A 25,033-nucleotide genomic window follows, 5' to 3' on the forward strand; every position below is an offset into this window, starting at 1 on the left:
TGGAACAAGCGACCTGTTCCTACAACTGAATTTGCAGCAACCCGCCAGCCTGCTGTTTTTCCTGCCATTCATCCGGGGTAAACGCTTTAACACTGACTGCATGAAGCTTGCCCGAGGCCAACGGTTCCTTTAACGTTGCCAGAACCAACTGCTGTTTTTTTACTATCGTTAACTCGTTAAATTGCGCGCTGACCACGGTGATCGTTAAATCGCAGCCCTCGCCTTCGATCATCACTTTGGCATCGTCAATGCCCTGCTGCACCAATTGCGTAACCTCGCTAACGCTTAATGCCTCGCTTTCGGCTTCCGCTTTTTTCGGCGCGGCGGCGGTTAATAAGGGCAATAAACTGCCATTGTTGGACATTTCTTCAATAATGTCGCAACCGCCTACCAGTTCGGCGTTAACAAACAGCTGCGGATAGGTCGGCCAGTGGGAAATGCTCGGTAACTTTTCCCGGATAAACGGCGCTTCCAGCACATTGACATAAGCGTAAGGGATATGGGTCGCATCGAGTATGCCGACTGCTTTAGCCGAAAACCCGCATTGCGGATTGGTCGGCACGCCTTTCATGTAAATGATGATCGGCTGGGCTGCCAGTTGAGCGCGGATTTTATCTTCGGTTTTCATAAGCTTCTCGTTTTTTGTTGGTTTTCTCGTTCCTTCGTTCTGCGTGAAACGAGGTAATAATTCACCACGAAGGCACGAAGGACACGAAGTTTGTACTAGTTCCCAAGCTCCAGCTTGGGAATTCAGTGTGGGAAGCTCCAGCTTCCCGAGTCGCGAAGCTGGAGCTTGGGAACCAGCGTCATATAGCTAATGCTTTGCGTACCCTACATTTCGCTCTATCCAGCCTGCTGCCTAAGTTTGGCTTCAGTCTTTTTTATCAACCTGATTTGGCCATCCCCTTTAACCACATCGGCATCGACAATACATTGCTCAACGTCATCGGAGGATGGAATATCGAACATGGTTTTACGTAAGATCTGCTCCATGATGCTGCGCAAACCGCGCGCCCCGGTTTCGCGTTCGATGGCTTTTTGGGCGATTTCGACCAGGGCATCCTGTTCGAATTTCAACTCCACGCCTTCGTAAGCAAACAGTTGTTGATACTGACGCACCAGCGCATTTTTGGGCTCGGTCAAAACCCGGATCAAGGCGTCAACATCAAGCGCTTCCAAGGGGGCCAATACCGGAAAGCGACCGATAAACTCGGGGATTAAGCCGAATTTGCGTAAATCGCTGGGTTGCGTCGCATTCAGCATATCGTCCAATGACGGTTTTTCGGCCGTTTTATTCACTTCGGCATGAAAACCGATAGCGGAATTGCTCGGCACCAAGCGTTTTTCGACATGTTTTTCCAGGCCCGGAAACGAACCGCCGGCAATAAACAGGATATTGCGCGTATCCATGGTGGTCTCGCCATCCTTGTTGCGCCCTTTGGCCGGAATCTTAACGTGCGAACCTTCAACCAGTCTTAACAATGCTTGTTGCACACCTTCGCCGGACACGTCGCGAGTGCCGGTTTGCTGTTCGGGACTGCGGGCGATTTTGTCGATTTCATCCAGATAAACGATGCCCCATTCGGCATTGAGCATATTGCCTTCGGCGACATCCAGCAGTCTGACCAGGATATTTTCCACATCGTCGCCGACATAACCGGCCTGGGTCAGCGTTGTCGCATCGGCAATAACAAACGGTACGCCGACAATTTTTGCCAAAGTGCTCGCTAACAGCGTCTTGCCGGTGCCGGACGGACCTATTAACAGGATGTTGGACTTGCCGATTTCCACATCCTTGTCGAACTCGCCCAAGCCCGCATCGCCGCTTTCATGCTTGAGCCGTTTGTAATGGTTATAAACCGCAACCGCCAATATTTCTTTGGCAAGATGCTGGCCGATAATGTAGCGGTCGAGATGTTCCTTGATTTTTGCCGGAATGGGCAATGCGCCCTGCATTTCGGAAAGCTCTTTTTTCCGGCTCCAGCTGGTTACCACCTGATTGGCTAATGACACGCAAGCCCCGCAAATATAACCTTCGCTACCGGCAATCAAAGGTACCGAAGCGGATTGCTCTATGCCGCAAAAAGAACAGTGTTTGATTTCTTTATCGCTCATTATCGCTTTCCTCAGATTCAGGAGTGGCTAAACCGGCTAACCAGGCGCGCTGGCAGGTACGCCGGGCGCGTTCTTTCATTAGCTGGCGTATTTTTGGGGTTGCTTTTGCCAAAGACAAGGTTTCAGCCTTTTGTATGCTCTTGCACAACAGCAGATGAAGACCGATTTCCGATTTGACCACATCGCTGACTTCCCCCGGTTTCAAGTTGAACAGCACCGCATCCAATTCAGGATAAAGCGTGCCGCGCGGCACGATACCCAGAACGCCGCCTTGCAACGCGGTCGGGCATTCGGAATGCCTTAAGGCCAGGTCGGCAAATTTGTGCGGTTTTTTATGCAGTTTTTCGGCGAGCTCCTGAGCGCGACTTAAAGCCGCTTCGGGAGTATTTTCAGCATAATCGGGGTTAATGCTGATGAAGATATGGCTGACTTCACGCCGTTCAGGACAATTAAATTGCTCGGCATGAAGGTGGTAATAGATGCCGATGTCGATCTCGCTGATAGCGGGCGCATGACTGGCAATCGACTCCAGCACCGTGTTGACCTTACACTGACGGTGCAATGCCGCCTGCAAGCTGGCTTTGCTGAGCCGGTTTTTTTCCAGATCGCTGAAAAAAGCGTCCTCATCGTCATAGCGGTCGCGAATTTCCTGATAAGCGTGCTGCAATTCCTGATCGGTAATGATGACTGCCGCCGCTTCAGGCGTATTCAGCACCCTGCTCTCAATCCTGAACTCATTTAACGCCTGGATTTGCGCCTGCTGTAACTCAGCCCCCGCCAATTCATTGGGCGATTTTTTGAATAAGGCTAAAGCCGCCCTCAGTAAATTGTAAGTTTCCAGCTGGACAGGTTTTTCAATTACCGTCATATCAAACCTCTGGTTCGTTAAATGTCTCGGGGCGCGCTGGAGCCAAAGCTGTTTCAGGCACTTGCAGAGTTCTGCCCTGAAAAGCGACATGGTATTGAATCAGCTCGTTATCTCTAATCACCTTAAAAACCTCGCCTTCCGTCCCTTTAGTAAACAGAATATTACCCTGTATGCCTAAATCGATAATGCACACCACCTTGTCCCTGAACTCGAAGCGGCTGGGATTCCAGGGTTCGTCAGCGCCTATTAATTCTTCCAATCGGCAGCCGACCATCCGCCCCTGACTCAGGAAATGTACGGTAAAAATAACCTGATCCTGTAGAAAAGTGCCCACTTCCAGGACATTGCCGACACTGCCCCGCCGCACCAACAGCTCTCCGACTTCCATACCGGGATAAGTGCCGTCGTTGCGGACGTTTCTGGTGACCCGAACCGATTCGCCAAATTCAAACCGGCCTTCGTCGAAGCGATCGGGCTTCATGTTTTTATGTCGCTTAAAGAAACAAATGCGGTTTGCGATAACTCGCCCATGGCAAACACTTTAAACACTTTTTCGGTCTGTGCGTCGGATTCGACAAAATCCTGATAGGCTCGCATCAGTAATTTACTGTAAATAGCCCGTTTTGCCGGTTCATGTTCAGGCATCTCATCAGCGGCTTTTTGTAAATAATCATGAAACCGTTGCAGAATATGCAGACGGTTGACATGTACCACGCTGGGTACGTAATCCAGTTGAAAATATTGCAAAAAGTCTTCTGCGGATTCCAAATCTTCCATTTCTTCTTCAAAACTCATGGTTTTTCTCCGGTAGTTAAAGAGGGCCGACTGAAGAGGCATCCTGAATTAAAAGGTAAAGTGCCAGAATAACAAACGCCACTATGGGCATAAGGGTCAGTAATGATTCAGTTAACTCTTTTTTCAACATGATCTTGCTCCAGTTAATAAATTGGGTTACGACTGCATGGACAGATATTTGCTCCTGCAATATCTGCATTCCCCACATCCCTGTGGATTATGCAGGAGGTAGAGCAATGCAGGAGCAATTGCCGAGCGCAGCATAATCCAACAATCGAGGTTCAAAAATAGTGGCTTACGCTGCGCCAGCCCAGCCTACATCTGTTTTGCGCTGTAACTACTCAACCATCAAATACAATTGAACGCAGATGACACGGATGATTATGATAAACACTGATAATCTTAAAACGGCGATCAAATGCTTTTTCCTGGACAATTCAAAAAAAACCTTATTCAATCATAATGATCAGCGTTATCAGCGTTCTATTTTTCTAACTGCTGAGTAGTTACTTTGCGCTTGATCACCAATTCCAATAATCCCTGCGCGCCAATTCTGTCCCTACTATCAAGCTCGACCAGTTTTTCAAAAATAGACTGGCTCAAATCCAGATTCTCCAAACGCATATTTAAAAAGCCGACGGCTTTCAGGGTAAATAAATACAGCCGGATATTCGTTAATAAATCGGCCGGCGCATTACTAACATGCGTAGGTTGCAGCTCTCGCCAATCCTCGGGAAACGCTATGGTCGGCCTGATCACCACCAGGGCTTTGGTGGTTGCCGTTAAAGCCTCTTCCAGCCGGTGCTGGTAATAATAAAAACGGTTTAACGCCACCAGTACGTTTAACGACTCCGGTGCCAGAAAATACGCTTTCAATAACGGCAACTCGGCATCGCCATCCGCATAATTTTCCGCCGCGCTCGCTATCATCTCTTTAACGCCTGCAACATCCGCTTGTTCAAAATACAAACCTTGTGCTTCAAAATCCAACAGATCCATTTATAGCCTCGCCGCCAGTTTTACCGGACTCTCTTTTTTGGGAGTGCAAATGCTTTCCGCATCGCACACATCGCAACTGTCTTCAACCAATACTTTGTGCGCCTGCTTTTGCCCGGCCTCCAGTTCATCTATCCGTTCGATCAAACAGGCAATCGCTTTGCCGACCGGATCGGGAATCAAATGATGATCCAGATCAATACCGTGCCGGTTTTGTATTTGCGTGCCTTTACTTTGGATAATGCGGCCGGGAATGCCCACCACCGTACAGCAGGGCGGCACATCCTTGATCACCACCGAATTAGCGCCGACACGGACATTGTTACCCAGCGTAATAGCTCCGAGAATCTTGGCCCCGGAACCCACCATCACGTTATTGCCCAGGGTAGGATGGCGTTTTTCCTTGTTCCAGGTGGTGCCGCCCAAGGTTACACCATGATATAAAGTGACATCGTTGCCAATCTCAGCCGTCTCGCCGATCACCACGCCCAGCGCGTGATCGATAAACAGGCGCCGCCCGATAGTTGCCGCCGGGTGAATATCGACACTGGTAATCATTTTGCTAAATGCGGCCAGGATTCTGGCAGCCAATTTCCAGTTAGCTTTCCACAAACGGTGGCTGACCCGATGCACCAGCACCGCATGAACCCCCGAATAGGTCAGCAATATTTCCCAGACGCTATGCGCTGCGGGGTCGCGGCCGAAAACACAGTGGACATCTTCATGCCATTGAGCCAGAAAGCCCAGCGGCGCTTGTGCTTTGCTTTTAATATTATCTGATATGGCCATAACCATTTTTTAAACTCCTAATTGAGTACGGAGGTGTTCGCCCTCGTTCCCACGCGCTGCGTGGGAATGCAGTGCCGGACGCGCTGCGTCCCGTATTCTGCCGGTTCCCAATCCGGAGATTGGGAACCGGCAGACTCACAGGAATAAAATTAATTTAAACTCCAACCGGTCTTACCCAGCATCGGTGGCCCGGGTATCCTGAAAAAAGAACCGGGATTACGATCGTCCTGATCAGGTATTTCCAACGTTTCTTTAACTTCCGGCTCGCATGACTGCAATTCTTTATGTTCGTTCATGGTGATCGCCCTCTAAAGATTTTGATGAAAAAGATTAAGCTCTTCGGTTTGAGGTGATCTTTTGGTATCACTGACAAAGCGCCTAACCTGGGTTAATAAGGCTTGTGCCTGTATTCGGCTTACCGCGATGCCGATTTGTTTATAGGCGTGAATCACACCTTGCGTTCCCGAGTGCTTACCCAAGATTAATTGATGACTGCGCCCGACAACGGCAGGATCGACGCCTTGATAATTGTTCGGATCCTTTAACAGTCCATCGACATGAATGCCCGCTTCATGACTGAATACGCTTTTGCCGATCAGGCTTTTCCGACTGCCGATTGCATCGCCCGATGCCCGGGCAACCTGCTCGGACAACTCGGGTAAATTCTGCAAATTGACCCCAGTTTCAAGGCCGTATAACTGCTTTAAGCCGACCACCACTTCTTCCAATGCGGCATTGCCGGCGCGCTCGCCCAGTCCATTGACCGTGGTATTGACATGAGTCGCGCCTGCCAGCGCCGCGGCCAGCGTGTTGGCGGTGGCCAGTCCCAAATCGTCATGGGCATGCATTTCAATTTCCAGGTCGGTCGCCGCTCTTAACTTTTTGATCGTCTCGAATACGCCGAACGGTTCCATAATACCGACCGTATCGGCGAAACGAATCCTGCTTGCTCCGGCCAGCTGAGCGGTTTCAGCCATGCGTATCAAGAAATCCACATCCGCTCGCGAGGCATCCTCCATGCCGACGCACACCTCCATGTTCAAACTTCGCGCTTCCTGAACGCAGCTGGTAATGGCGTTTAAAACCCATTGCCGACTTTGTTTAAGCTTGTGCTGAATGTGTTGGTCCGACGCCGATATGGATAAATCAATCTTGTGTACATTCAAATCCAGACAGGCATGCAAATCATCGCGGCGCATTCTCGACCAGACCAGCAGTTTTGAAGGCAATCCCAAAGCGGCAATCGCCTTGATTTCTTCCCGTTCCACCGGCCCCATTGCCGGAATGCCAATTTCCAGCTCCGGCACACCCAATCCCGCCAACTGCGTTGCAATCGCCAGCTTTTCATCCAGCGAAAAAGCGACTCCGGCTGATTGCTCGCCATCCCTGAGCGTGGTGTCGTCTATGATGATATGGCGTGCTTGAGTTTTCATTTTCCAGCTCAACAGTTAAGTGGGATAGCTACTTCTCCGCCAGGGAGAAGGTTACGCTGGTTCCCAAGCTCCAGCTTGGGAACCTCAGTCCAGAAAGCTCTAGCTTTCTGTATTTCGGGAAGCTGGAGCTTCCCTCACTGCGTTCCCAAGCCAGAGCTTGGGAACGAGCGAACGAGTCATTCCATTCGTGTTCTTCGTGTCTTCGTGGTGAATAATTTATTTAGCTTACTTTGCTACGCATAAGTCGGCGCAAACGCTTTTTCAGGGTCGGCGACAGGGCCGTTACCGTCCCAATACGGCGACAACTTGCGTAAGGTCGCCACAATGCCGGGCATCACCTCCAGAACTTTATCCACTTCCGCCATGCTGTTATAGCGCGAAAAGGAAAAGCGAATCGTGCCGTGCGCGGCGGTGTAAGGAATATCCATGGCCCGCATCACATGCGAAGGTTCCAAAGAGCCGGAGGTACACGCCGAACCGCTCGATGCCGCGATACCGTATTTATTCAATAACATCAAGATCGACTCGCCTTCGATATATTCAAAGGCTATGTCGGTGGTGTTAGGCAGACGGTTGTACATATCGCCGGTTACGAAACAATGCCCAATCTGCTCGGTAATGCCTTGTTCCAGACGGTCGCGCATGGCTTTGACTTTGGTGTTTTCATACTCGATATACTCCAGCGCCAGTTCGCAGGCTTTTCCCAGGCCGACAATGGACGCGCTGTTTTCGGTCCCTGCCCTTCTGCCGCGCTCCTGATGGCCGCCGCGCAGCAAAGGGCGATAACGGGTGCCGCGACGCAGGTATAAAACACCGATGCCTTTGGGTGCATGCAACTTATGTCCCGATAATGACAACATATCGATTTTGGTATCCTGTAACATCATCGGAATCTTGCCAACTGCCTGTACCGCATCGGTATGAAACATCACGCCTGCGGCATTGGCCATCTCTGCCATTTCCGCGACCGGGAAAATCGTACCGGTTTCGTTATTGGCCCACATCACCGAGACAATCGCCACCTGGTCGGATAACAATCTTTTATAGGACTCCAGGTTCAAGCGTCCGGCTTTGTCGACCGGCATTCTGTGGATGGTGTAACCCTCTTTTTCAAGATAATCGCACAGGCTTAAAATCGCCGGATGCTCCACCATCGTGGTAATGATTTCTTTCTTGTTCGGTTGAGCCTTGATCGCGGAGAGAATCGCCGTGGAGTTGGATTCGGTGCCGCACGAGGTAAAAATGATTTCGGAATCATGCTCGCAGCCGATCAAGGCCTGAACCTGTTGCCGGGCCTGTTTAAGTCCGCGCGCCACGCCGTCGGCGAATTTATGGATGGATGACGGATTGCCGTATTGCTCAAGGAAATAAGGAATCATCACATCGACCACCGCAGGATCAACCTTGGTGGTGGCATTGTTATCAAGATAAATGTCAGTCATCACGCCACCTCTATATTGACCAGCTTCGCCATTTCCGATGCCGGTACGACTTTAATGAATTCGCCCATGACTTCCATCAAGCGTTGTTGGATTCCGGCTATCGTCATCGCCGCCATCTGGCAACCGTTGCACGCGCCGGTCATGTTGACGTAAGCGGTGTTGCCGATGACTTCGACCAGTTCCACGTCGCCGCCGTCCGCCATCAGTGCCGGTCTTAACGATTCCAGCACTTCCTCGATCTTTTTTATGCGTTGCAAATTGGTCATCGGCGCTTTAACGGCTGCAACTTTTTCAGGAGCCGCTACCGGTGCGGCGGTAGGATCGAATTTCTCGCCTTTTTCGGCCAATACTTTTTCCAGAATCGCTTCAATGTCTTCATGGCAAGCCGCGCAACCGCCGCCCGCTTTGGTGAAGTTGGTGACATCTTCAACAGTGCGCAATTTATTGGCCCAAACCATTTCTTCGATCATCACCGCATCAATCGCGAAACATTTGCAGATCAGCGCACCTTCTTCATGGTCGTCTTTCCACTCTTCGCCGCGATAATTGGCTATCGCCGCTTGCAACGCTTCCCGTCCCATGACCGAACAGTGCATTTTTTCCGGCGGCAAGCCTTCGAGTTGATCGGCAATATCCTGGTTGGTCACTTTTAACGCATCATCCAGCGTCATGCCTTTAATGATTTCGGTCAGCACCGATGACGAAGCGATCGCCGAACCGCAACCGAAGGTCTGAAAACCGGCTTCAAGGATGATTTCGCTTTCATCATCAACCTTCAGCGTCAGCCGTAACGCATCGCCGCAGCTGATTGAACCCACTTCGCCTGTCGCATTGGCATCAACGACCGCGCCCGCATTTTTGGGGTTAAAAAAATGTTCTTTAACTTTGTCTGAATAGTCCCACATGGCTTTATCCTCGGATTGAATTTGCTGATAAGTTAAGAACAGGTTTTAGTTCCAGTGCCTTCGCTACTGGTATTAAACGAAGTCCCGCAAGCGCAACTTTTAGCCGCATTAGGGTTGGTAAATTTAAATCCCGAACCTTCGATGGTGTCGAGAAAGTCGACTGACATGCCGTCGAGCATCGGCAAGCTGGCCGGATCGATAAACACCTTTACCTCGCCGCAATCAATGACGGTGTCTTCCGGCGTTTGGCTGCCTTCGAGTTTCAATCCGTATTGATAACCTGAGCAGCCGCCATCGGTGACTTCTATCCGTAAACCGGCTGTAGGTGTTTCCGAACCGGCAATAAAGCGGCCGACGGCGCTAATGGCCTTTTCTGTTAATGTAATCATTTTTATGCACTCCTGAATGTATGGCATCGTTCTTGTTAATACCTAAAGCAACCTGTATGCCATTTCGTTATTTACTTATTAATAGCTTGTTTAATAAGGTCTTAACAAAACAACTGGACAATAAATAACGTCTTATCAAACAGGTTTCACTCACACAACCAGCTGACAATGTAAGGTTTGCTACAAAATGAAAGGGGATACGAAATGAACGTAGAAGATTTAGAGTTAGGCGATGTCGTTTATGCCGCCAAGACGATTACTGATGATGGCTCAATACCTGATGGCGTCGAAGGCGAAATATTAGCCGAAGCCGGAACCCGCGGAGTAATCACCCTGATCGGGCATGTGGAAGAAGAACCGAATCGCAGCGTTTTTCTGGTGCGCTTTGAAGATAAAGACATGAACCTGGGTAACCCGGTCGGTTGCTGGGTTGAAGATTTGGCCATGGAGCCCAAAACCATTAATTAAGTTAAGCGGACTACCGGCCTGTTTGAGACTTGGCAATTTAACCCGGCAACGCCTATTCACCGTGCCGACACTCACCCTGTCGGCACTAGAAGCTATTACCTGTTTGGAATGGGAAAAAATAGTGAACGGCCTGAAGCATTGGCTCACTTGCTAAGTGAAACCACGCGATAAAGCTACTCGACTTATATGAATAGATTATGAATCTATTATGCATAATAAAGAAACAATCCATGCGTAAATAGCGGCATTGTCAACAATAGCCATCTTCTATATAGTTAAATCGTAGACTAAAAAACATTTCAACTTTATACGAGGATTTACTCATGAACGACTTTTACAAAGATATTTTAACGGGCGCGATGTTTGTAACCGGCTTAATTGGCTTTATTTCCGGCGAATTCGTCATCTCATCAGCGCTATTCGCAACAGCGTCCATAGCCAGTAACGTTAACCTGAACCGTAAACGAGGTAAAGCCGGCCAATTATCATGCGAATGATGCACCCATTCACACTGTTTGACCCACTGACTTGAAGACTTCCAGGGCTTAACGGCCTTGGAAGTCTTTTGGCTTTTAGACTTCCCTCCGCTTCACAAATCGCTTAAAACCCTTGGCACTGCATCATCATGGCCCCTGCCAAAATCAAGCTCCACACTCACCCCGATCCCGCACTAGCTCATCGCTATCGGCTTTCATGGCTTATTAGCGTGGCTAATCAGCACTCCCTTCGCCTCTCTGGTCGCCGAACCGTTAGCCAAACAACTTGGAACATCCCTGCTGGGCATACATCTGAATCTTGCGTTTCACCGTTATCGGTCGCGTTTAGGTTTAGGCTTTGTGCCGATTCTGACTATACTGGCACCTTATTTGCTTACTCAAAATGCGTCCGGACTATAGGTTAAGCTGGGTTTAGCCATGACAAAATCCTACTCGTTGCCAACAGGCGCGAAAGCTTTGTCACTATGGCGGGCAGTCCGGGCAATAGCGACTGCAAAAGGCGAAAAAGTAGAATCTTGTCGAGCTTTTTAATCCAGTTGAGCGGAAATTGTTTTCTCATTCCGCGTTATTAGCTGGATTATAGGTATTTCTTCCATGCAGGAAATTTTGGGTTGCTATTCTTCTGAACAGCGGACCACTTTGGTAAAGGAGGATTCCTCCTTGTATTTGAGGCATTATGAATAAGCAAACCGTTCTAAACTACCACAATCGCACCAAACACAGCCTGGAGCGTTACGCCAAAGGCCCGGAATCCATCGATTGGGAAGACCAACCCGATCAATTCCGGCGTTTTTCCGGTTGCGAGATTGTCACGCTGCCCTTACCCGGCGCCGAACTTGAACCGTTGTTTGCCGACCTGGATAACCCGGAATTAATACCGTCAAAACCGTTAGACATGGCTAATGTCGGTTTATTGCTGGAATTAGCCTTCGGCCTGTCGGCATGGAAACAATTCGGGCCAAGCCGCTGGGCATTGCGCTGCAACCCTTCCAGCGGCAACCTTCACCCGACTGAAGCTTATCTGATCAGCACCGGCGATGACCGCAACCGCTCCCGGCGAGTTAGCGGCATACACACCATCCCTGGCGATAACTTCATCAAATCGGGCGTTTACCACTATGTCAGTCACGACCATAGTCTTGAACAGCGTTGTCGGTTTTCCGACAATTTGCCCGATTCCGGCATATTGATCGGTTTGTCTTCAGTCCATTGGCGGGAAGCCTGGAAATACGGCGAGCGAGCTTTCCGCTATTGCCAGCATGATCTAGGCCATGCCTTGGGCGCATTGCGTTACGCGGCAGCGACGCTGGGCTGGTCGGTTGAATTGCAGGCCGAATGGTCGGATGACGACATCGCCAAGCTGTTAGGACTCGATCGGGATGATTTTAAAAAGCTGGAACATGAATCCCCCGACATTATTTGCCGGATTAATACCCACGCCGACAGCAAGCCGTTAGACATCAAGGCCCTGCTGGAAGCCGCGCAATCGGGAGACTGGTTCGGCAAAGCCGACAGCCTTCGCGCCTATCATATGTATAAGTGGCCGATCATTGATGAAGTCTCAACTGCCGCCAGCAAACCGCAAACCGAAGAATCTGAGTGGCTGGCAGTACAACAGCCAATTATAAAATCATCCTGCACAAAAACGGCAACTGAAATTATCCGTCAACGCCGCAGCGCGCAACAGTTTGACGGCAAAATGACTCCCCTGCCGCAGACTGATTTTTACCGGATGCTGGCCGCCGTTTTGCCGACCACAGCCGCATTCGAACTGTGGCGCTGGCCGCCGAAAATTCACCTGTTTATTTTCGTGCATCGCGTTGAAGGTTTAGCTCCCGGCATCTATGCGCTGCCGAGACATAACGATGCCCTTGAATCCTTGCAGGCCGCAACCTTGGCTGATTTCGACTGGCAGAAAGTATCCGAAGCAATACCGCTTTATCATTTGCATTCAGGAGATTGCAGGCAGATCGCCAAAACGCTTTCCTGCCATCAACCCATCGCCAGCGACAGCGCCTTCAGCCTGGGCATGGTTGCGGAATTCGGCGAAACCATCGAAGCCGCGCCGTGGCTTTACCGCCGCTTGTTCTGGGAATGCGGCTTGATAGGTCAAACGCTGTATCTGGAAGCGGAAGCGGCAGGCCTTCGCGGCACCGGTATCGGCTGTTACTTTGATGACAGCGTGCATGAGCTTTTAGGGTTCAAGGACGATAAATTCCAAAGCCTTTATCATTTTACGGTGGGTAAGCCGCTGGAAGATAAACGACTGGAAACGTTACCAGCTTATGGGCATTTAGACGACGTAGTATAGGGGTGGAAAAGACATTACAAGTAAGCTCGGAATGAGACATTTTTTAAAACGAGCGCCGCTTTTTTGTGTGTCTCGCCTAATTAGTTTATAATTAATTTAATATAAACAATAAATTAGATAATATTATGAAAAATATACGACAAATTAGGTTTTTTATAAAACAATCGATGCCGTATATATTCGTTAGGTAGCTATGAAGTACGTTGTCACTGGTCGAGTGCATCCTGAACGAGCCGATGTCTCGTTCAGCCGCATAGAGATGGGATTTGAAGGCGGCGGTACTGCTATTGCCAGTTGCGACGCTTCACAAGTCACAATCACATTGAACGTTCCTAGCATTGACGGGTGGATCTCTGCAAAAATTATGGCCGACGATGTTGCAAATATTATTGTCAATTCCCTCGGTTTTTCACTTGGTTCTGGTTACGCGGTAGAACTAATTCAGGTTACCGAGGAAGATGGTACTCCACACGTGTTTGGCGTCAGACCGGAAGGTGAAACGCCGGGGCAGACTTTAGGTATCAATCCTCACATTCCCGCTTTCAATCGAGCGTTTCAGCTATCTGGAAGAGATGTATTCTTCCGTTTGGCGCTTCGCGACTACCTTCGAGCAATAACCGACGTAACAGATTGCGCAACGTATTGCTATCGTGCCATCGAAGGAATCAAGTCCGCCTTTGTGTTCAAGACAGGACTCGACCGCTGGGATGACATGCATGCGACACTCGGTACGGAGCGCGATGCGATCACCACCACAGTGAAGCACTACGCAGACGCAGTACGCCACGGCAATTGGGTGAATGCAAAACCAACCAATAAGTTTGAACGATGGAAGATGTTGTCCATTACCCGCGACATTCTGGTCAAATACCTTGATTATGCCGAGCCAGCCATGTAGACCGGAATAAGTCCCGTAGGTCGGGTTAGCGTAGCGTAACCCGACATTTGCCGCGCGAATGTTGTTGGGTTACGGGGCAAAAAGACGCGCCTAACCCAACCTACGACGCTGCTATCCGACGACCTACCCGACTACGATCGAAGCTCTTTTTCCATTTTTTTACATTGCCCGGCATCCAGCCATCGCTCGCACCATACATTCAAAGCGGTTGCGCTGCCTTTCATTAAATCAAATTCCCGCTTTGCTTCGCCCGGTTGTTCGGTTGGCCACCAGCTATGCGCTGCAAACTGTTTGGCAATGTAGTCGCAGGCTTTGGACAAGTCAGCCTCTGTTAGGTCTATTTTTTTTGAATTCATCAGGTTCACCATTGCAATAAAAAGTGGACGACAGCAAAAATCAACATCATACGCTGATCGTGCTTTTCGTCGATAGTCCTGACGGTCGGACATGCTGTTTATGCCCGACATTTCCATAATCCAATATGATGGCTGTGCAATGAGCGTTACCGTACAGAACTCATCTGTTTTTTAAGCGTAAAGTCTGAAACTGATGAGATAAAATAGTTTATTTATTAAACACGAACCTGTTAGGAGGACGTATGGATATTCAAGTCGGCGGTTTACTAGGTTTTATCGTGCTTGTCCTGGACATCTGGGCCATTATTAGCATCGTAAAAAGTGGTGCTACAACTGGATCGCAAGTTTTATGGGTGATTTTGATTTTACTGCTGCCCGTTGTCGGTCTGATAATTTGGTGGCTTGCGGGACCGAAAGGCGGTTAATCGACTCTCAAATGGAGATAGTCCTATAGGCAGGAATAAGACAGTTCGAGCGTTAGCGAGAACTGGCGTTTCCGGCAAACACCACCCGAATTCGCCGGAAACGCCACCTCGCGCTACGCGCTTGGTGGCCTTATTCCTGCCTACGCCTGATTCCCAACAAAAAGCTGTGCCTGACCTCGGCTAGACAACTCGGGTAGTATTTTACTGTTGCGCTGGTTCCCAATCTCCAGATTGGGAACCCAGAAGGCGAAGCTCTAGCTTCGCGAGACGGGGAGCTAGAGCTTCCAATACAGAATTCCCAAGCTGGAGCTTGGGAACTAGCGGAATTAGCGGAGCTAGCGGAATTAAAATATCGGGCAATGAAAAATTATTACCCGACCTGCCTAACTTTACATTTGCGATTGCAAATAATTCTGCAAGCCTACTTTCTCAATCAATTCAAGCTGGGTTTCCAGCCAGTCGATATGCTCTTCTTCAGACTCCAGAATATGGGCAAAAACCTCACGCGAAACAAAATCGCTTACTTTCTCGCAGTAAGCAATCGCTTCCCTGAGCAAAGGCACTGCAATTTGCTCTAGCTTTAAATCGCAACCGAGCATTTCCTTGGGGTTTTCACCGATCATCACTTTACCGATATTTTGCACGTTCGGCAGACCTTCAAGGAACAGAATCCGCTCGATAATTTGATCGGCGTGTTTCATTTCGTCAATGGATTCGTGATATTCCTTTTCGTTAAGCTTTGTAAATCCCCAATTTTTGTACATCCTGGCATGGAGAAAATACTGGTTGATCGCTGTCAGTTCATTTTCCAGTGCTTTGTTGAGGAACTCGATAACTTTTGTGTCGCCTTTCATGATGTTTTCCCTTTAAATAATCGTTATGGGTTGATTGGTTGCAGAAGGTAATAGTTGAACGGGCGCCATTCTTTGCTCAAGCAAAGCGCTGACTTCTTTATTGCATTTCCCGCAATCCTTGCCTATCCCGAAACAATGGGTTAGTTTTTTTCGCGTACACACACCATTGTCGATAGCGGTTAAAATCTGCGAGTCGGTGACCGCTTTACAAACGCATATATACATGGCTATTACCTAACGTCTTCGCCGTTGCACCGTCTGCGGATCGACAGTGATTTGGCGATAAATTTCCACCCTGTCCCCATCATTGACAGGCGTATCCAGCGCGGCAATTTTGCCGAATATGCCCACTTTTTGGCTGGACAGATTTATCTCGGGATAAAGTTTTAATACACCGGACAGGTTAATGGTTTCTTCTATGGTGCTGTTATCCGGGACTTCCAGGCGCATCCATAGTTGTCTATCGACTTGTGCGTAACAAACTCCGACGTTCATGATTCCTCCTCAGCAATAACCGGGGTTAATACAGTGACCGATACTTTTCTTTCTGCGATTTTCTGGTCTATCAAGCGTTTGCCGACAATCAAAAAAGCCAGCATGATGAATCCGCCGGGCGGCAACGCCATTAATAAAAAGCCTTTGTAATTGGGAATAACGGTGACTTCCAGAAACCTGAACGATTCGCCCAGCAGCACTGACGCATTGGCGAACAGTGTGCCCGACGCGCTGATTTCTCTTGCCGCACCGAGCGCGACCAGCACGATCAGAAAACCCAGGCCCATCATCAAGCCGTCCCACAGTGCATGTTTGACCGGCTGCTTGGAGGCGAATGCTTCGGCACGGCCTAATAAGGCGCAATTAGTGACGATTAACGCAATGAACAAGCCCAGCACTTTATAGAGTTCGTGCGCCCAGGCATTCATTAAAATATCGACCAAAGTCACCAGTGCGGCAATCAGCAACACGAAAATCGGGATACGGATTTCACTGGGGATTAAATGCCGGGTCACTGAAATGAGGCCGTTGGATGCGATGATCACCACCAGCGTGGCAAGACCCATGCCCAAGCCGTTGGTGGCGGTTCCGGTCACGGCTAATAATGGGCACAGCGCCAGATTTTGCCCGAACACGATGTTATTGTTCCAAATGCCGTCGGCGGCGATTTTGCGATAGGTTTCCGATAAAAACATGGCAATGCCCTCAAGGATTGATCAGTTGGTCTTGATGCGCTTTGAATAACTGCAAGCCGCGGTAAATGGCCTGCACCGACTTACGCGGGGTAATGGTCGCACCGGCGAACTGGTCGAATTCGCCGCCGTCTTTTTTAACCGCCCATTTTGCAGGCGCTAAGTTGTCCAGGGAGCGGCCGACAAAATTCAATATCCAATCCGACTTGGCGACTTCGATTTTATCGCCAAGGCCCGGAGTTTCTTTGTGGCTGAGCACACGCACGCCCAAAATATTGCCGTCGCGGTCTATGCCCATGATCATATTGATTGCGCCGGAATAGCCGTCAGGTGCGGTAAACTTGAAACATACGGCGCTGACTTGGCCGGATTTTTTGGCGATATAAACGGTGGTTTCGTTTGCGCCGATATTGTATTCGGCGGACGGAATGGTCAGCGTGTCTTGCAGCATGTCGTTATCGTAAAGAGCGGCGGGTACCACTTCTTCCAGCGATTTTTTTAAATCTTCATCGAGCCGCCGTTGGATCGTGCCTTCGGTGCTGCAATTGGTCACGCCCAGCAGTACGCTGGCAATCAAAGCGAATCCCGCCAAGACGCCGGTTTGAAATTCCAGCTTGGGCCTGAGCTTAGCTAAATTCGACGGCTCCAGCCAGTTTTTCAGGAATTCCCGATAAACGGCGATTTTTTGTTTCAGGCGTTCGATGGTTGCTGGGTCAAATTTCATGGTGTATTCCTATATTTTGTCTCGTTCCCACGCGCTGCGTGGGAATGCAGTCAAGGCGCGCTGCGCCGCGAACGGTGAGTGCCGACAATGCGTCAAACATAAACTTTCCAATTACAGGACGCAGCGCGTCCTACAATGCATTCCCACGCAGCGCGTGGGAACGAGCTCATCAAACGTATCTTACGTAGGCCGGAATAAGACTTTTCAAGCGTTAGCACGAGAAAAGCGTTTCCGGCAGACATGCGCACTGCTATGCCGGAAACACCGCTTTTCGCTAACGCTGCAACCGGATTATTCCGGCCTACGATATTTACGATTTCGGTATTTCAAGCGGCTTGCCTTTACGGTCGCGTCCGTAAATTCTGGGGCGAATGTAATGATCGATCAGCGGCGTCGCCGAGTTCATCAACAGCACTGCAAACCCAGCGCCTTCGGGATACGCGCCCCAGGTACGGATAACAAAAATCAGCAATCCGCAACCCGCTCCGAACACCAGCTGCCCTGTCGACGTATTCGGCGAAGTGACATAATCGGTGGCAATGAAAAACGCCACGCACATCAACGCGCCCGAATTCAAATGCAACAGCGGACTGACATAATGCTCACTGTCCATGGTATGAAAAACCCCGGCCAACAGCGCAACGGTCAGCAATAAGGACACCGGAATCTGCCATTGAATGATGTTTTGGCGAATTAACCAGATGCCGCCCAAACCCAGCAACAGCGTCGAGGTTTCGCCCAAACTGCCGCGCGTCCCTCCGATAAAGCTAAGAAAACCGGAGGTGTCCTTCAGGATGTCGGTCAGTAAACGGTTCTGGGAAAACTCGGTTTTGATAAAGCCCAACGTAGTCGCGCCAGTATTGGCGTCGATATTGTCCAAGCCTGAAAAAGTAATATGCCAACTTTCGGCCAGCCCCGGCGAATGCGAAAAAAACAACGGCGATACATTCGCCCAGGTGGTCATCTCGATAGGAAAGGAAATCAGCAGTGCGACGCGTGCCAACATCGCCGGATTGAACAGGTTTTGCCCCAAGCCGCCGTAAACCTGTTTGCCTAAAATAATCGCCAGCCCGGAACCGACCACGCCTATCCACCACGGTGCCCAAGGCGGCAGTGTCATGGCCAACAGCCAGCCGGTCAGTACGGCGGAACCGTCCATAATGACGGGTTTAGCCACCCTGCCCTTGAGGCGCATGCATAAGGCTTCAAAAGCAACCGCCGATAGCACCGTGATAACAAAAAGATTCAACGCCGGCCAACCGAAACACAACAGTCCAAACGCTGTCGCAGGCGATAGCGCCAGCATGACTTGCCACATAATATGACTGACACTGTTGTTAGCACCGACATGTGCGCCGCTGCTCGGTTTTAGTTGCACAATCATACCAATGCCTCCTGCTCGGCTTTTAGCCGTTCCCGTTCTGCCTTGGCCGCTATTCGGGCCAACTCGTCTTCGCGTTGTTGCTGGGCGATACGTTCCATACGGGCATTGCGCGCATCGATCAAACGCTTGGTTTGCTCTGATTTATGTTGCGCCTGCTGTCTGGCGATGACTTCGCCCGAGGCATATTTAAAAAACTGCACCAATGGAATATTCGAAGGACAGATATAAGAACAGCAACCGCAACTGATACAGTCTTTCAAGCCTAAATCCACCGCCGCATCCAGTTGGTTAATGCGAATATTGTTCGCCATATCCAAAGGTCGTAATCCCGCAGGACAAACGCTGACACAGCCGGCGCAACGGATACAGGGTTGTTCCTCGGTGTTTTTAAGTTCGCTTTTCGTTAATGCCAGAATGCCGCTGGTGGCCTTGACCGTGGGTAACCCCGTGTGCGGCAGGGAATCGCCCATCATCGGGCCGCCCATAATGATGCGCGCGGTTTGTTCTTTATCCACCTCGCAAAACTCGAACAGTTCGGAGATTAACGTGCCAAACGGAACCTCGACATTCATCGGGCGTTTCACAGCGCCGCCCGCTACGGTAACCACGCGGCCAAGCAATGGTTGCCCAAGGCGAATGGCTTTATGCACGGCATAAGCGGTGCCGACATTGTGGATGGTCACGCCGACTTCCGATGAGCGGCAGCCGACCGGGACTTCTTTGCCGGTTACATAACGGATCAATTGCCGGTCCCAACCCATCGGGTAGCGGGTGGGGATTTGTATGACTTTAATCTGTGCATAGGGTTCGGCTGCGGCCAGCATCGCAACATAAGCCTGCGGTTTGTTGTCTTCTATCGCCACCACCGCCTGCTCGGTTTCCATGCCGTGCAGCATCAAACGCACACCGTCGATAATCTCCCCGGCGCGTTCCTGCATCAGTCGGTCGTCGCAGCATAAATAAGGTTCGCATTCCGAACCGTTTATAATCAGCGTATCGACATGGTTCTCTCGGCCCATATTGAGTTTGACCGCAGTCGGAAAAGTTGCGCCTCCCAAGCCGACGATACCCGCCGCACCGACACGAAAGCTGATTTCTTCAGGGTTTAGCTGGAACGGGTCGTCAACAACCGATATTGCCATCCATTCATCTTTGCCGTCGGTTTCCAGCACGATAGTTCGGATAGGCAACGCGGACGGATGCGGTGCCGGATAGTCGTTAACGTCAACAATAATACCCGAACTGGGTGCGTGTACCGGCGCGGAAATCAGGCCTTGGCTGTAGGCTAACAACTGCCCTTTCAGCACTTTTTCGCCGACCATAATCACCGGCTCTGCGGGTTTGCCGACGTGTTGTTGCAGCGGAATATACAGTTTTTTCGGCAGCGGAAAGTCGCTGGCGATGGGCAGTGCCGCGGTCGCGGTTTTATGCTCTTCTGCATGGACGCCGCCCCGAAAACGCGGTTTTTTAAACAAACTTAACATACGGCATTACTCCCTGTTCCCATCGGTTGCACGGGAACATTCAGAGGCTTGGCCCAGCGCCAGTTACGCAAAGTCACTTCGATCGGGTGCATTTGCAGGCATTCGGTCGGGCATACTTCGACACATTTCTTGCAGGCGATGCAGGCATCGGCAACGACCGCGTGAATTTGTTTGGGCGCACCGACAATGGCGTCGGTAGGACAGACTTTAAAACAGCGGGTACAGCCGGTGCAGGTGGCTTCGCTGACTCTGGCGACCAGTAATTCGGGTTCTTTTACGTCGCTTAAATCCAAATCCAAACCCAATAAAGCGGCGATTTGTTCAGCCAGCGCGCTGCCTCCCGGAGGGCACATTGTTGCAGGCGCACACCCCTCAGCCAATGCTTCGGCGGCAGGCCTGCAACCGGGAAAGCCGCATTGGCCGCATTGCGAACCGGGCAGCAAGGCTTCCAGTTCATCGACAATCGGGCTGCTTTCAACTTTTAAATACTTGCCGGCAATACCCAGCAGCAAGCCTAAAACCAGCCCTAACAAAGTTAAACTTACAATGGCGGATAAAACGTACATAGTTTATTTCCTGTAAATCATTTACTGTAAAGTCCTGCAAAACCCATAAATGCCAGCGATAAAATCCCGGCGGTAATAAACGCAATCGGCGTACCGGCAAATAATGTCGGAACCGCCATTAACGCCAGACGCTCCCGCAAACCGGCAAACAACACCATCACCAGCGTAAAGCCGAGTGCGGAACCGAAACCGAAAATCATGCTCTGCATAAAGCCGTATTGCTCTTGCACATTGAGTAACGCCACGCCCAAAACCGCGCAATTGGTGGTAATCAGCGGCAGGAAAATCCCCAGTATCTGATACAGCACCGGGCTGGTTTTATGCACCACCATTTCGGTGAACTGCACCACGGCGGCAATCACCAGAATAAAGGCGAGTATGCGTAAAAACTGAATATTAAAAGGCGCTAAAATAAAATGTTCCAGCATCCAACTGGTCATCGCCGCTAGAGTCAGTACGAAGGTGGTTGCCAAGCCCATGCTCAATGCCGAATCCAGTTTTTTCGAGACACCCATGAACGGACACAGCCCGAGGAATTTAACCAGAACCACGTTGTTGACCAGAGCCGTACCTAATAAAAGAAGAAGATATTCACTCACTGTTTTTCCAGGCTGTTTCTAGGGTTGTTTGTAAGGTCAAAGCATCAATTATGCCAATTCGATGAATATGCAGACGCAACACGTTTGTCGCCCGAGCGTTCCGCATAAAACCTCCCAAATCAGTGCATGAAAACTGTTACAAGTAATACATATCGACACCGATAAGAATATTTTGTCGCAAACCTTACAATGTCTTATGATTCATGAACCCGCTTAGTTCGTAGTCTTGCATTACAAACAAGGTTGAGCCATGTCAGATTGAGTTATCAGTGAAACATTCGCATTAATGTTGGCGTTATATTTGCTAAGTAATCTTATAAAGCTACCTTAAAGCACTCTCACACCCGGCCATAACACATGAAAAAAACTTCATTGCGATTTTTACAGACGCATACCAACATGGCGAACGTCATCGGCGAACTTGCACCTGATTTATTTGGCGAAGGCTATGGCGACAAGATGCTGTACAGCTTGTTTGCTGAAACGGTTGAACAGGTGCCGATAGCCATTTCCATTACCGACAAGAAAGCCAAAATTCTTTATGTTAATGAAGAGTTTTGCAGAGTCACAGGCTACCGGCCTGAAGATATTCTGGGGGAAAACGAATCCTTATTATCGGACAAACACACACCTAAAGAGGTGTATCACGATTTATGGCGCACCATCAGTGCTAAGAAAATATGGCGCGGAACCTTATGCAACCGGCATAAATCCGGTCAGCGTTATCTATCCGATTTGACCATTGCCCCCATGTTAAATGAAACCGGGGCAGTCACTCATTACATCGGCATGCACAGAGATATTACCCAAGCGTACGAATCCGAAAAAAAGGTGATTAACCAGAAATTATTGATAGAGTCCGTCATTAATTCATCGCCTATCGCCATGGTTGTACTTGACGACCAGGATAGGGTTATCTTGGATAATCATAACTACAAAGCGCTGGTCAGCGATCTTGATAAAGGCGAGCCTGCAACTTATTTTTTACGATTGCTGCGGGAGGAAATGGGCGATTTATGGTCGCAGCTGCAAAGCAAGGAACAGGGTTTTAATAACCGCGAGTTTAAAGTAGAAAGCAAGGGCAGCCAGCGAACCCGTTGGTTTTCTTGCGCCGGAAACTGGTTTGTAGAAAATGAGGTAAACGCCGACGCCTTTTTTGAGAATGCATCCAAACAGTACCTGATACTGACCTTAACAGACATCACCCGGCAACGCAGGCAGATGGAAGAGCTGCATATTCAAACCTTAAAAACCATTATGGCTGAGGATGAGCGGGTGCGCGGTATCAGGGAAACATTGCTGGGAGCGATGCACCAAATTCAAATGCCGATGAACCAAATTAGGGCGGCCGAGCAAATTTTACGACACAGGCGGGACGATCAACACGCCGGTCTGTTACAAATCCTGCAACAGATCCAGCAATCCGGGGAAGAAGCCGTTGCGACCATGCAAAAATGTATTCCCGAGATTCTGCAAACTGCCGTTATTCCGGTTAACATCAACCAGATTCTGCATGAAGTCTTATTGCTCAATAACCAACGGATCTGTAGTAACGATATAGAGGTGCATTGGCAACCCTTGTCAAAATTGCCGACCATGCTGGGCTCGGAAAACCGCCTGCGCATCTTATTCAAGCAATTAATAGACAATGCGATTGAAGCCATCTGCGAGTCGAATGGCGGGGAACAACGGCTCAAAATCACTACCGACACCGATGCCGATTTGATTTATGTCAGCATTGAAGACAGCGGCGCCGGTATTCCGGTTGAAAAACGCGCCAAAGTATTCGAACCTTTCTATACCACGCGCGCCATGGGCGGCAACCAAGCGGGTATGGGACTGGTGATGGCAAAGGAGATTGTTAACCAGCATCAGGGCTTTATTGAAATAGACCCGGATTGCGATCAAGGCTGCCGGTTCAAAATCAGTTTTCCTCTGCACAAACAGGTCTTTAAGGGGGTAGAGAATGGCTGAGCGTATACAACTGATCGAAGCTGAACTTGATACTTTGTATATCATCAGTCAGGTATTAAACAGCACCCACGATTTGCATGCCAAATTACAGGCGGTTTTGGAGATACTGCACAAACGGTCGGGCATGCGTTCAGGCATGATAACGCTGCGGGAAATTGAAAGTAACAGCATGATTGTCAGCGTCGTCCATACCAACGGCGGCGGTAAATTTACCGAACCGGTCCGGTACAATCCGGGCGAAGGCTTGATGGGCGCCATCCTTGACGAGGGCAGCACCATCGTCATTGAAAAAGTGTCCGAAGAGCCGCGTTTTTTAGGCCGTCTGGGATTGTACGATCCCGAACTGCCGTTTATCGGCTCGCCCATCTATATAGAAGAAGGCGACACCATCGGCGTGCTGGCCGCCCAGCCCGATAACAGCCAGTTTCTGGGCGAGCGCGCCCGGTTTATGGAGATGATCGCCAACCTGATTGCGCAAAGCGTCAAAATGTTGCGGGTCATCGAGCGCAAACAGCGCAATCTGCTCAGCGAACGGGATCAACTCAAACAGGCGCTGATCAAGAACTACAGCTTCGAGAATATCATCGGACATTCGCCGCCGATGTTAAAAGTGTTCGATTTGATTCGCCAGGTTGCAAAATGGAATACCACGGTATTAATCCGCGGCGAATCAGGCACCGGTAAAGAAGTGGTCGCCAATGCGATTCACTTTAACTCGGGCTGCGCCGGCGGACCTTTTTTAAAGCTCAATTGCGCCGCCCTGCCCGACACCTTGTTGGAGTCTGAATTATTCGGCCACGAAAAAGGCGCGTTTAGCGGCGCGGTCAGCCAACGCAAAGGCCGATTTGAACTGGCCGATAACGGCACCCTGTTTCTCGACGAAATCGGCGAAATTTCCGCATCGTTCCAGGCCAAACTGCTGCGCGTATTGCAGGAAGGCGAATTCGAACGGGTCGGCGGCACCCAAACCATCAAGGTTAATGTGCGCATCATTGCCGCAACCAATCGCGACCTTGAGGAAGAAGTGACCAAAGGCGAGTTCAGGGAGGATTTGTATTACCGCCTTAATGTCATGCCGGTCTTCATGCCTGCATTACGCGACAGGACTGAGGACATTCCAGAGTTATCCGAATTCCTGCTCGGCAGGATTTCGCAGCAGCAAGGCGGCCGACCGCTGGAAATCAAGGAAAGCGCGATACGCATATTGATGAAACACAGCTGGCCCGGCAACGTTCGCGAACTGGCAAACCGGCTGGAACGCGCCGCGATCATGAGCCCGAACGGCATCATCGATCGCGACGTGATGGTCAGCACCGGCCTGGAAGACGAAATCGGCACCGCTATCAGTCATAAACCGCAAAAATCACCCGCGATTGATTTTAATGATGAAAACATGGACGACCGGGAACGGGTCATCGCCGCGTTGGAGCAAAGCGGTTGGGTACAAGCCAAAGCCGCACGCCTGCTGAATATGACGCCGAGGCAAATCGCTTATCGGATTTTGACCTTGGATATTACGATGAAGCAAATTTAAGGAATCTTTGAGCAGGTTTTTCACCACGAAGACACGAAGA

General features: G+C 49.9%; 29 protein-coding genes. 7 read left to right on the forward strand and 22 right to left on the reverse strand.

What is annotated here, in order from left to right; translation table 11 throughout:
• Positions 1-19 precede the first annotated feature (19 nt).
• The 12 genes from grxD to METTU_RS14735 form a co-directional block, all read right to left on the reverse strand.
• Complete coding sequence (grxD, locus tag METTU_RS14680; RefSeq protein ID WP_006892542.1) at positions 20-628, reverse strand: Grx4 family monothiol glutaredoxin; 609 nt, start codon at positions 626-628, stop codon at positions 20-22.
• A gap of 215 nt (positions 629-843) precedes the next feature.
• A complete protein-coding gene (gene clpX, locus METTU_RS14685; RefSeq protein ID WP_006892543.1) occupies positions 844-2,115 on the reverse strand; it encodes an ATP-dependent Clp protease ATP-binding subunit ClpX in 1,272 nt (423 codons plus the stop codon).
• Positions 2,105-2,983 (reverse strand): nitrogen fixation protein NifM, encoded by an 879-nt coding sequence (nifM, locus tag METTU_RS14690; RefSeq protein ID WP_006892544.1) that lies wholly within the window; start codon positions 2,981-2,983, stop codon positions 2,105-2,107. The genes clpX and nifM overlap by 11 nt, the downstream gene beginning before the upstream one ends.
• 1 nt (position 2,984) lies before the next feature.
• Positions 2,985-3,464 carry a nitrogen fixation protein NifZ gene (locus METTU_RS14695; RefSeq protein ID WP_006892545.1) on the reverse strand — a complete coding sequence of 160 codons (480 nt, stop codon included), beginning with the start codon at positions 3,462-3,464 and terminating at the stop codon, positions 2,985-2,987.
• Positions 3,461-3,778, reverse strand: a complete 318-nt coding sequence (gene nifW / locus METTU_RS14700; protein ID WP_006892546.1) for a nitrogenase-stabilizing/protective protein NifW — start codon at positions 3,776-3,778, stop codon at positions 3,461-3,463. Before nifW ends, METTU_RS14695 begins: the two co-directional genes overlap by 4 nt.
• A 483-nt stretch (positions 3,779-4,261) precedes the next feature.
• Positions 4,262-4,777 carry a hypothetical protein gene (locus METTU_RS14710; protein WP_006892548.1) on the reverse strand — a complete coding sequence of 172 codons (516 nt, stop codon included), beginning with the start codon at positions 4,775-4,777 and terminating at the stop codon, positions 4,262-4,264.
• Positions 4,778-5,569 (reverse strand): serine O-acetyltransferase, encoded by a 792-nt coding sequence (gene cysE / locus METTU_RS14715; protein ID WP_006892549.1) that lies wholly within the window; start codon positions 5,567-5,569, stop codon positions 4,778-4,780.
• Positions 5,570-5,712: 143 nt separating this feature from the next.
• Positions 5,713-5,859: a hypothetical protein gene (locus METTU_RS23695; RefSeq protein WP_006892550.1), complete on the reverse strand. Its 147-nt coding sequence runs from the start codon at positions 5,857-5,859 to the stop codon at positions 5,713-5,715.
• Between the two features lie 12 nt (positions 5,860-5,871).
• Positions 5,872-6,996: a homocitrate synthase gene (gene nifV, locus METTU_RS14720; protein WP_006892551.1), complete on the reverse strand. Its 1,125-nt coding sequence runs from the start codon at positions 6,994-6,996 to the stop codon at positions 5,872-5,874.
• A gap of 233 nt (positions 6,997-7,229) precedes the next feature.
• Complete coding sequence (gene nifS / locus METTU_RS14725; RefSeq protein ID WP_006892552.1) at positions 7,230-8,438, reverse strand: cysteine desulfurase NifS; 1,209 nt, start codon at positions 8,436-8,438, stop codon at positions 7,230-7,232.
• Positions 8,438-9,343, reverse strand: a complete 906-nt coding sequence (gene nifU, locus METTU_RS14730; RefSeq protein WP_006892553.1) for a Fe-S cluster assembly protein NifU — start codon at positions 9,341-9,343, stop codon at positions 8,438-8,440. The genes nifS and nifU overlap by 1 nt, the downstream gene beginning before the upstream one ends.
• 32 nt (positions 9,344-9,375) lie before the next feature.
• Positions 9,376-9,732 (reverse strand): HesB/IscA family protein, encoded by a 357-nt coding sequence (locus METTU_RS14735; RefSeq protein ID WP_006892554.1) that lies wholly within the window; start codon positions 9,730-9,732, stop codon positions 9,376-9,378.
• A 204-nt stretch (positions 9,733-9,936) separates the two neighbouring features.
• On the opposite strand from METTU_RS14735, the gene METTU_RS14740 reads away from it, so the two are divergent.
• The 4 genes from METTU_RS14740 (at position 9,937) to METTU_RS14750 (ending at position 13,906) form a co-directional block, all read left to right on the forward strand.
• Positions 9,937-10,200 carry a nitrogen fixation protein NifZ gene (locus tag METTU_RS14740; protein ID WP_006892555.1) on the forward strand — a complete coding sequence of 88 codons (264 nt, stop codon included), beginning with the start codon at positions 9,937-9,939 and terminating at the stop codon, positions 10,198-10,200.
• A gap of 323 nt (positions 10,201-10,523) precedes the next feature.
• Positions 10,524-10,697: a hypothetical protein gene (locus METTU_RS23700; RefSeq protein ID WP_006892556.1), complete on the forward strand. Its 174-nt coding sequence runs from the start codon at positions 10,524-10,526 to the stop codon at positions 10,695-10,697.
• Positions 10,698-11,373: 676 nt separating this feature from the next.
• The gene (locus tag METTU_RS14745) at positions 11,374-13,008 is read left to right on the forward strand and encodes a SagB/ThcOx family dehydrogenase (protein WP_006892557.1); all 1,635 of its coding nucleotides are present in this window, start codon (positions 11,374-11,376) and stop codon (positions 13,006-13,008) included.
• Between the two features lie 193 nt (positions 13,009-13,201).
• Positions 13,202-13,906 (forward strand): DUF8168 domain-containing protein, encoded by a 705-nt coding sequence (locus METTU_RS14750; protein WP_006892558.1) that lies wholly within the window; start codon positions 13,202-13,204, stop codon positions 13,904-13,906.
• Positions 13,907-14,037: 131 nt separating this feature from the next.
• On the opposite strand, the gene METTU_RS14755 is transcribed toward METTU_RS14750, so the two are convergent.
• A complete protein-coding gene (locus tag METTU_RS14755) occupies positions 14,038-14,262 on the reverse strand; it encodes a hypothetical protein (RefSeq protein WP_254257980.1) in 225 nt (74 codons plus the stop codon).
• Between the two features lie 242 nt (positions 14,263-14,504).
• Here METTU_RS14755 and METTU_RS14760 point away from each other — a divergent pair, with 242 nt between their 5' ends.
• A complete protein-coding gene (locus METTU_RS14760; protein ID WP_006892560.1) occupies positions 14,505-14,687 on the forward strand; it encodes a PLDc N-terminal domain-containing protein in 183 nt (60 codons plus the stop codon).
• Positions 14,688-15,076: 389 nt separating this feature from the next.
• On the opposite strand, the gene bfr is transcribed toward METTU_RS14760, so the two are convergent.
• The 9 genes from bfr to rsxA form a co-directional block, all read right to left on the reverse strand.
• Positions 15,077-15,541: a bacterioferritin gene (bfr, locus tag METTU_RS14765; RefSeq protein WP_006892561.1), complete on the reverse strand. Its 465-nt coding sequence runs from the start codon at positions 15,539-15,541 to the stop codon at positions 15,077-15,079.
• A gap of 12 nt (positions 15,542-15,553) precedes the next feature.
• Positions 15,554-15,766 carry a (2Fe-2S)-binding protein gene (locus tag METTU_RS22600; RefSeq protein ID WP_006892562.1) on the reverse strand — a complete coding sequence of 71 codons (213 nt, stop codon included), beginning with the start codon at positions 15,764-15,766 and terminating at the stop codon, positions 15,554-15,556.
• Between the two features lie 9 nt (positions 15,767-15,775).
• Complete coding sequence (locus METTU_RS14770; protein WP_006892563.1) at positions 15,776-16,036, reverse strand: RnfH family protein; 261 nt, start codon at positions 16,034-16,036, stop codon at positions 15,776-15,778.
• A complete protein-coding gene (locus METTU_RS14775) occupies positions 16,033-16,731 on the reverse strand; it encodes an electron transport complex subunit E (RefSeq protein ID WP_006892564.1) in 699 nt (232 codons plus the stop codon). Before METTU_RS14775 ends, METTU_RS14770 begins: the two co-directional genes overlap by 4 nt.
• Before the next feature lie 10 nt (positions 16,732-16,741).
• Complete coding sequence (gene rsxG / locus METTU_RS14780; RefSeq protein ID WP_006892565.1) at positions 16,742-17,452, reverse strand: electron transport complex subunit RsxG; 711 nt, start codon at positions 17,450-17,452, stop codon at positions 16,742-16,744.
• A gap of 310 nt (positions 17,453-17,762) precedes the next feature.
• Positions 17,763-18,836 (reverse strand): RnfABCDGE type electron transport complex subunit D, encoded by a 1,074-nt coding sequence (locus METTU_RS14785; RefSeq protein ID WP_006892566.1) that lies wholly within the window; start codon positions 18,834-18,836, stop codon positions 17,763-17,765.
• Positions 18,833-20,320 carry an electron transport complex subunit RsxC gene (gene rsxC / locus METTU_RS14790; protein ID WP_006892567.1) on the reverse strand — a complete coding sequence of 496 codons (1,488 nt, stop codon included), beginning with the start codon at positions 20,318-20,320 and terminating at the stop codon, positions 18,833-18,835. Before rsxC ends, METTU_RS14785 begins: the two co-directional genes overlap by 4 nt.
• Complete coding sequence (locus METTU_RS14795; protein ID WP_006892568.1) at positions 20,314-20,886, reverse strand: RnfABCDGE type electron transport complex subunit B; 573 nt, start codon at positions 20,884-20,886, stop codon at positions 20,314-20,316. Before METTU_RS14795 ends, rsxC begins: the two co-directional genes overlap by 7 nt.
• 17 nt (positions 20,887-20,903) lie before the next feature.
• Positions 20,904-21,485, reverse strand: a complete 582-nt coding sequence (gene rsxA / locus METTU_RS14800; RefSeq protein ID WP_006892569.1) for an electron transport complex subunit RsxA — start codon at positions 21,483-21,485, stop codon at positions 20,904-20,906.
• 357 nt (positions 21,486-21,842) lie between these two features.
• On the opposite strand from rsxA, the gene nifL reads away from it, so the two are divergent.
• Positions 21,843-23,459 carry a nitrogen fixation negative regulator NifL gene (gene nifL / locus METTU_RS14805; protein WP_006892570.1) on the forward strand — a complete coding sequence of 539 codons (1,617 nt, stop codon included), beginning with the start codon at positions 21,843-21,845 and terminating at the stop codon, positions 23,457-23,459.
• The gene (nifA, locus tag METTU_RS14810) at positions 23,452-24,993 is read left to right on the forward strand and encodes a nif-specific transcriptional activator NifA (protein WP_006892571.1); all 1,542 of its coding nucleotides are present in this window, start codon (positions 23,452-23,454) and stop codon (positions 24,991-24,993) included. Before nifL ends, nifA begins: the two co-directional genes overlap by 8 nt.
• Positions 24,994-25,033 lie beyond the last annotated feature (40 nt).

The sequence above is a fragment of the Methylobacter tundripaludum SV96 genome (assembly GCF_000190755.2).
GTDB lineage: Bacteria > Pseudomonadota > Gammaproteobacteria > Methylococcales > Methylomonadaceae > Methylobacter_A > Methylobacter_A tundripaludum.

What these genes read in the sequence shown, in the direction of transcription:
- grxD (WP_006892542.1), bottom strand. Translation starts at nt 628, where the DNA reads ATGAAAACCGAAGATAAAATCCGCGCTCAACTGGCAGCCCAGCCGATC.
- clpX (WP_006892543.1), bottom strand. Translation starts at nt 2,115, where the DNA reads ATGAGCGATAAAGAAATCAAACACTGTTCTTTTTGCGGCATAGAGCAA.
- nifM (WP_006892544.1), bottom strand. Translation starts at nt 2,983, where the DNA reads ATGACGGTAATTGAAAAACCTGTCCAGCTGGAAACTTACAATTTACTG.
- METTU_RS14695 (WP_006892545.1), bottom strand. Translation starts at nt 3,464, where the DNA reads ATGAAGCCCGATCGCTTCGACGAAGGCCGGTTTGAATTTGGCGAATCG.
- nifW (WP_006892546.1), bottom strand. Translation starts at nt 3,778, where the DNA reads ATGAGTTTTGAAGAAGAAATGGAAGATTTGGAATCCGCAGAAGACTTT.
- METTU_RS14710 (WP_006892548.1), bottom strand. Translation starts at nt 4,777, where the DNA reads ATGGATCTGTTGGATTTTGAAGCACAAGGTTTGTATTTTGAACAAGCG.
- cysE (WP_006892549.1), bottom strand. Translation starts at nt 5,569, where the DNA reads ATGGTTATGGCCATATCAGATAATATTAAAAGCAAAGCACAAGCGCCG.
- METTU_RS23695 (WP_006892550.1), bottom strand. Translation starts at nt 5,859, where the DNA reads ATGAACGAACATAAAGAATTGCAGTCATGCGAGCCGGAAGTTAAAGAA.
- nifV (WP_006892551.1), bottom strand. Translation starts at nt 6,996, where the DNA reads ATGAAAACTCAAGCACGCCATATCATCATAGACGACACCACGCTCAGG.
- nifS (WP_006892552.1), bottom strand. Translation starts at nt 8,438, where the DNA reads ATGACTGACATTTATCTTGATAACAATGCCACCACCAAGGTTGATCCT.
- nifU (WP_006892553.1), bottom strand. Translation starts at nt 9,343, where the DNA reads ATGTGGGACTATTCAGACAAAGTTAAAGAACATTTTTTTAACCCCAAA.
- METTU_RS14735 (WP_006892554.1), bottom strand. Translation starts at nt 9,732, where the DNA reads ATGATTACATTAACAGAAAAGGCCATTAGCGCCGTCGGCCGCTTTATT.
- METTU_RS14740 (WP_006892555.1), top strand. Translation starts at nt 9,937, where the DNA reads ATGAACGTAGAAGATTTAGAGTTAGGCGATGTCGTTTATGCCGCCAAG.
- METTU_RS23700 (WP_006892556.1), top strand. Translation starts at nt 10,524, where the DNA reads ATGAACGACTTTTACAAAGATATTTTAACGGGCGCGATGTTTGTAACC.
- METTU_RS14745 (WP_006892557.1), top strand. Translation starts at nt 11,374, where the DNA reads ATGAATAAGCAAACCGTTCTAAACTACCACAATCGCACCAAACACAGC.
- METTU_RS14750 (WP_006892558.1), top strand. Translation starts at nt 13,202, where the DNA reads ATGAAGTACGTTGTCACTGGTCGAGTGCATCCTGAACGAGCCGATGTC.
- METTU_RS14755 (WP_254257980.1), bottom strand. Translation starts at nt 14,262, where the DNA reads ATGAATTCAAAAAAAATAGACCTAACAGAGGCTGACTTGTCCAAAGCC.
- METTU_RS14760 (WP_006892560.1), top strand. Translation starts at nt 14,505, where the DNA reads ATGGATATTCAAGTCGGCGGTTTACTAGGTTTTATCGTGCTTGTCCTG.
- bfr (WP_006892561.1), bottom strand. Translation starts at nt 15,541, where the DNA reads ATGAAAGGCGACACAAAAGTTATCGAGTTCCTCAACAAAGCACTGGAA.
- METTU_RS22600 (WP_006892562.1), bottom strand. Translation starts at nt 15,766, where the DNA reads ATGTATATATGCGTTTGTAAAGCGGTCACCGACTCGCAGATTTTAACC.
- METTU_RS14770 (WP_006892563.1), bottom strand. Translation starts at nt 16,036, where the DNA reads ATGAACGTCGGAGTTTGTTACGCACAAGTCGATAGACAACTATGGATG.
- METTU_RS14775 (WP_006892564.1), bottom strand. Translation starts at nt 16,731, where the DNA reads ATGTTTTTATCGGAAACCTATCGCAAAATCGCCGCCGACGGCATTTGG.
- rsxG (WP_006892565.1), bottom strand. Translation starts at nt 17,452, where the DNA reads ATGAAATTTGACCCAGCAACCATCGAACGCCTGAAACAAAAAATCGCC.
- METTU_RS14785 (WP_006892566.1), bottom strand. Translation starts at nt 18,836, where the DNA reads ATGATTGTGCAACTAAAACCGAGCAGCGGCGCACATGTCGGTGCTAAC.
- rsxC (WP_006892567.1), bottom strand. Translation starts at nt 20,320, where the DNA reads ATGTTAAGTTTGTTTAAAAAACCGCGTTTTCGGGGCGGCGTCCATGCA.
- METTU_RS14795 (WP_006892568.1), bottom strand. Translation starts at nt 20,886, where the DNA reads ATGTACGTTTTATCCGCCATTGTAAGTTTAACTTTGTTAGGGCTGGTT.
- nifL (WP_006892570.1), top strand. Translation starts at nt 21,843, where the DNA reads ATGAAAAAAACTTCATTGCGATTTTTACAGACGCATACCAACATGGCG.
- nifA (WP_006892571.1), top strand. Translation starts at nt 23,452, where the DNA reads ATGGCTGAGCGTATACAACTGATCGAAGCTGAACTTGATACTTTGTAT.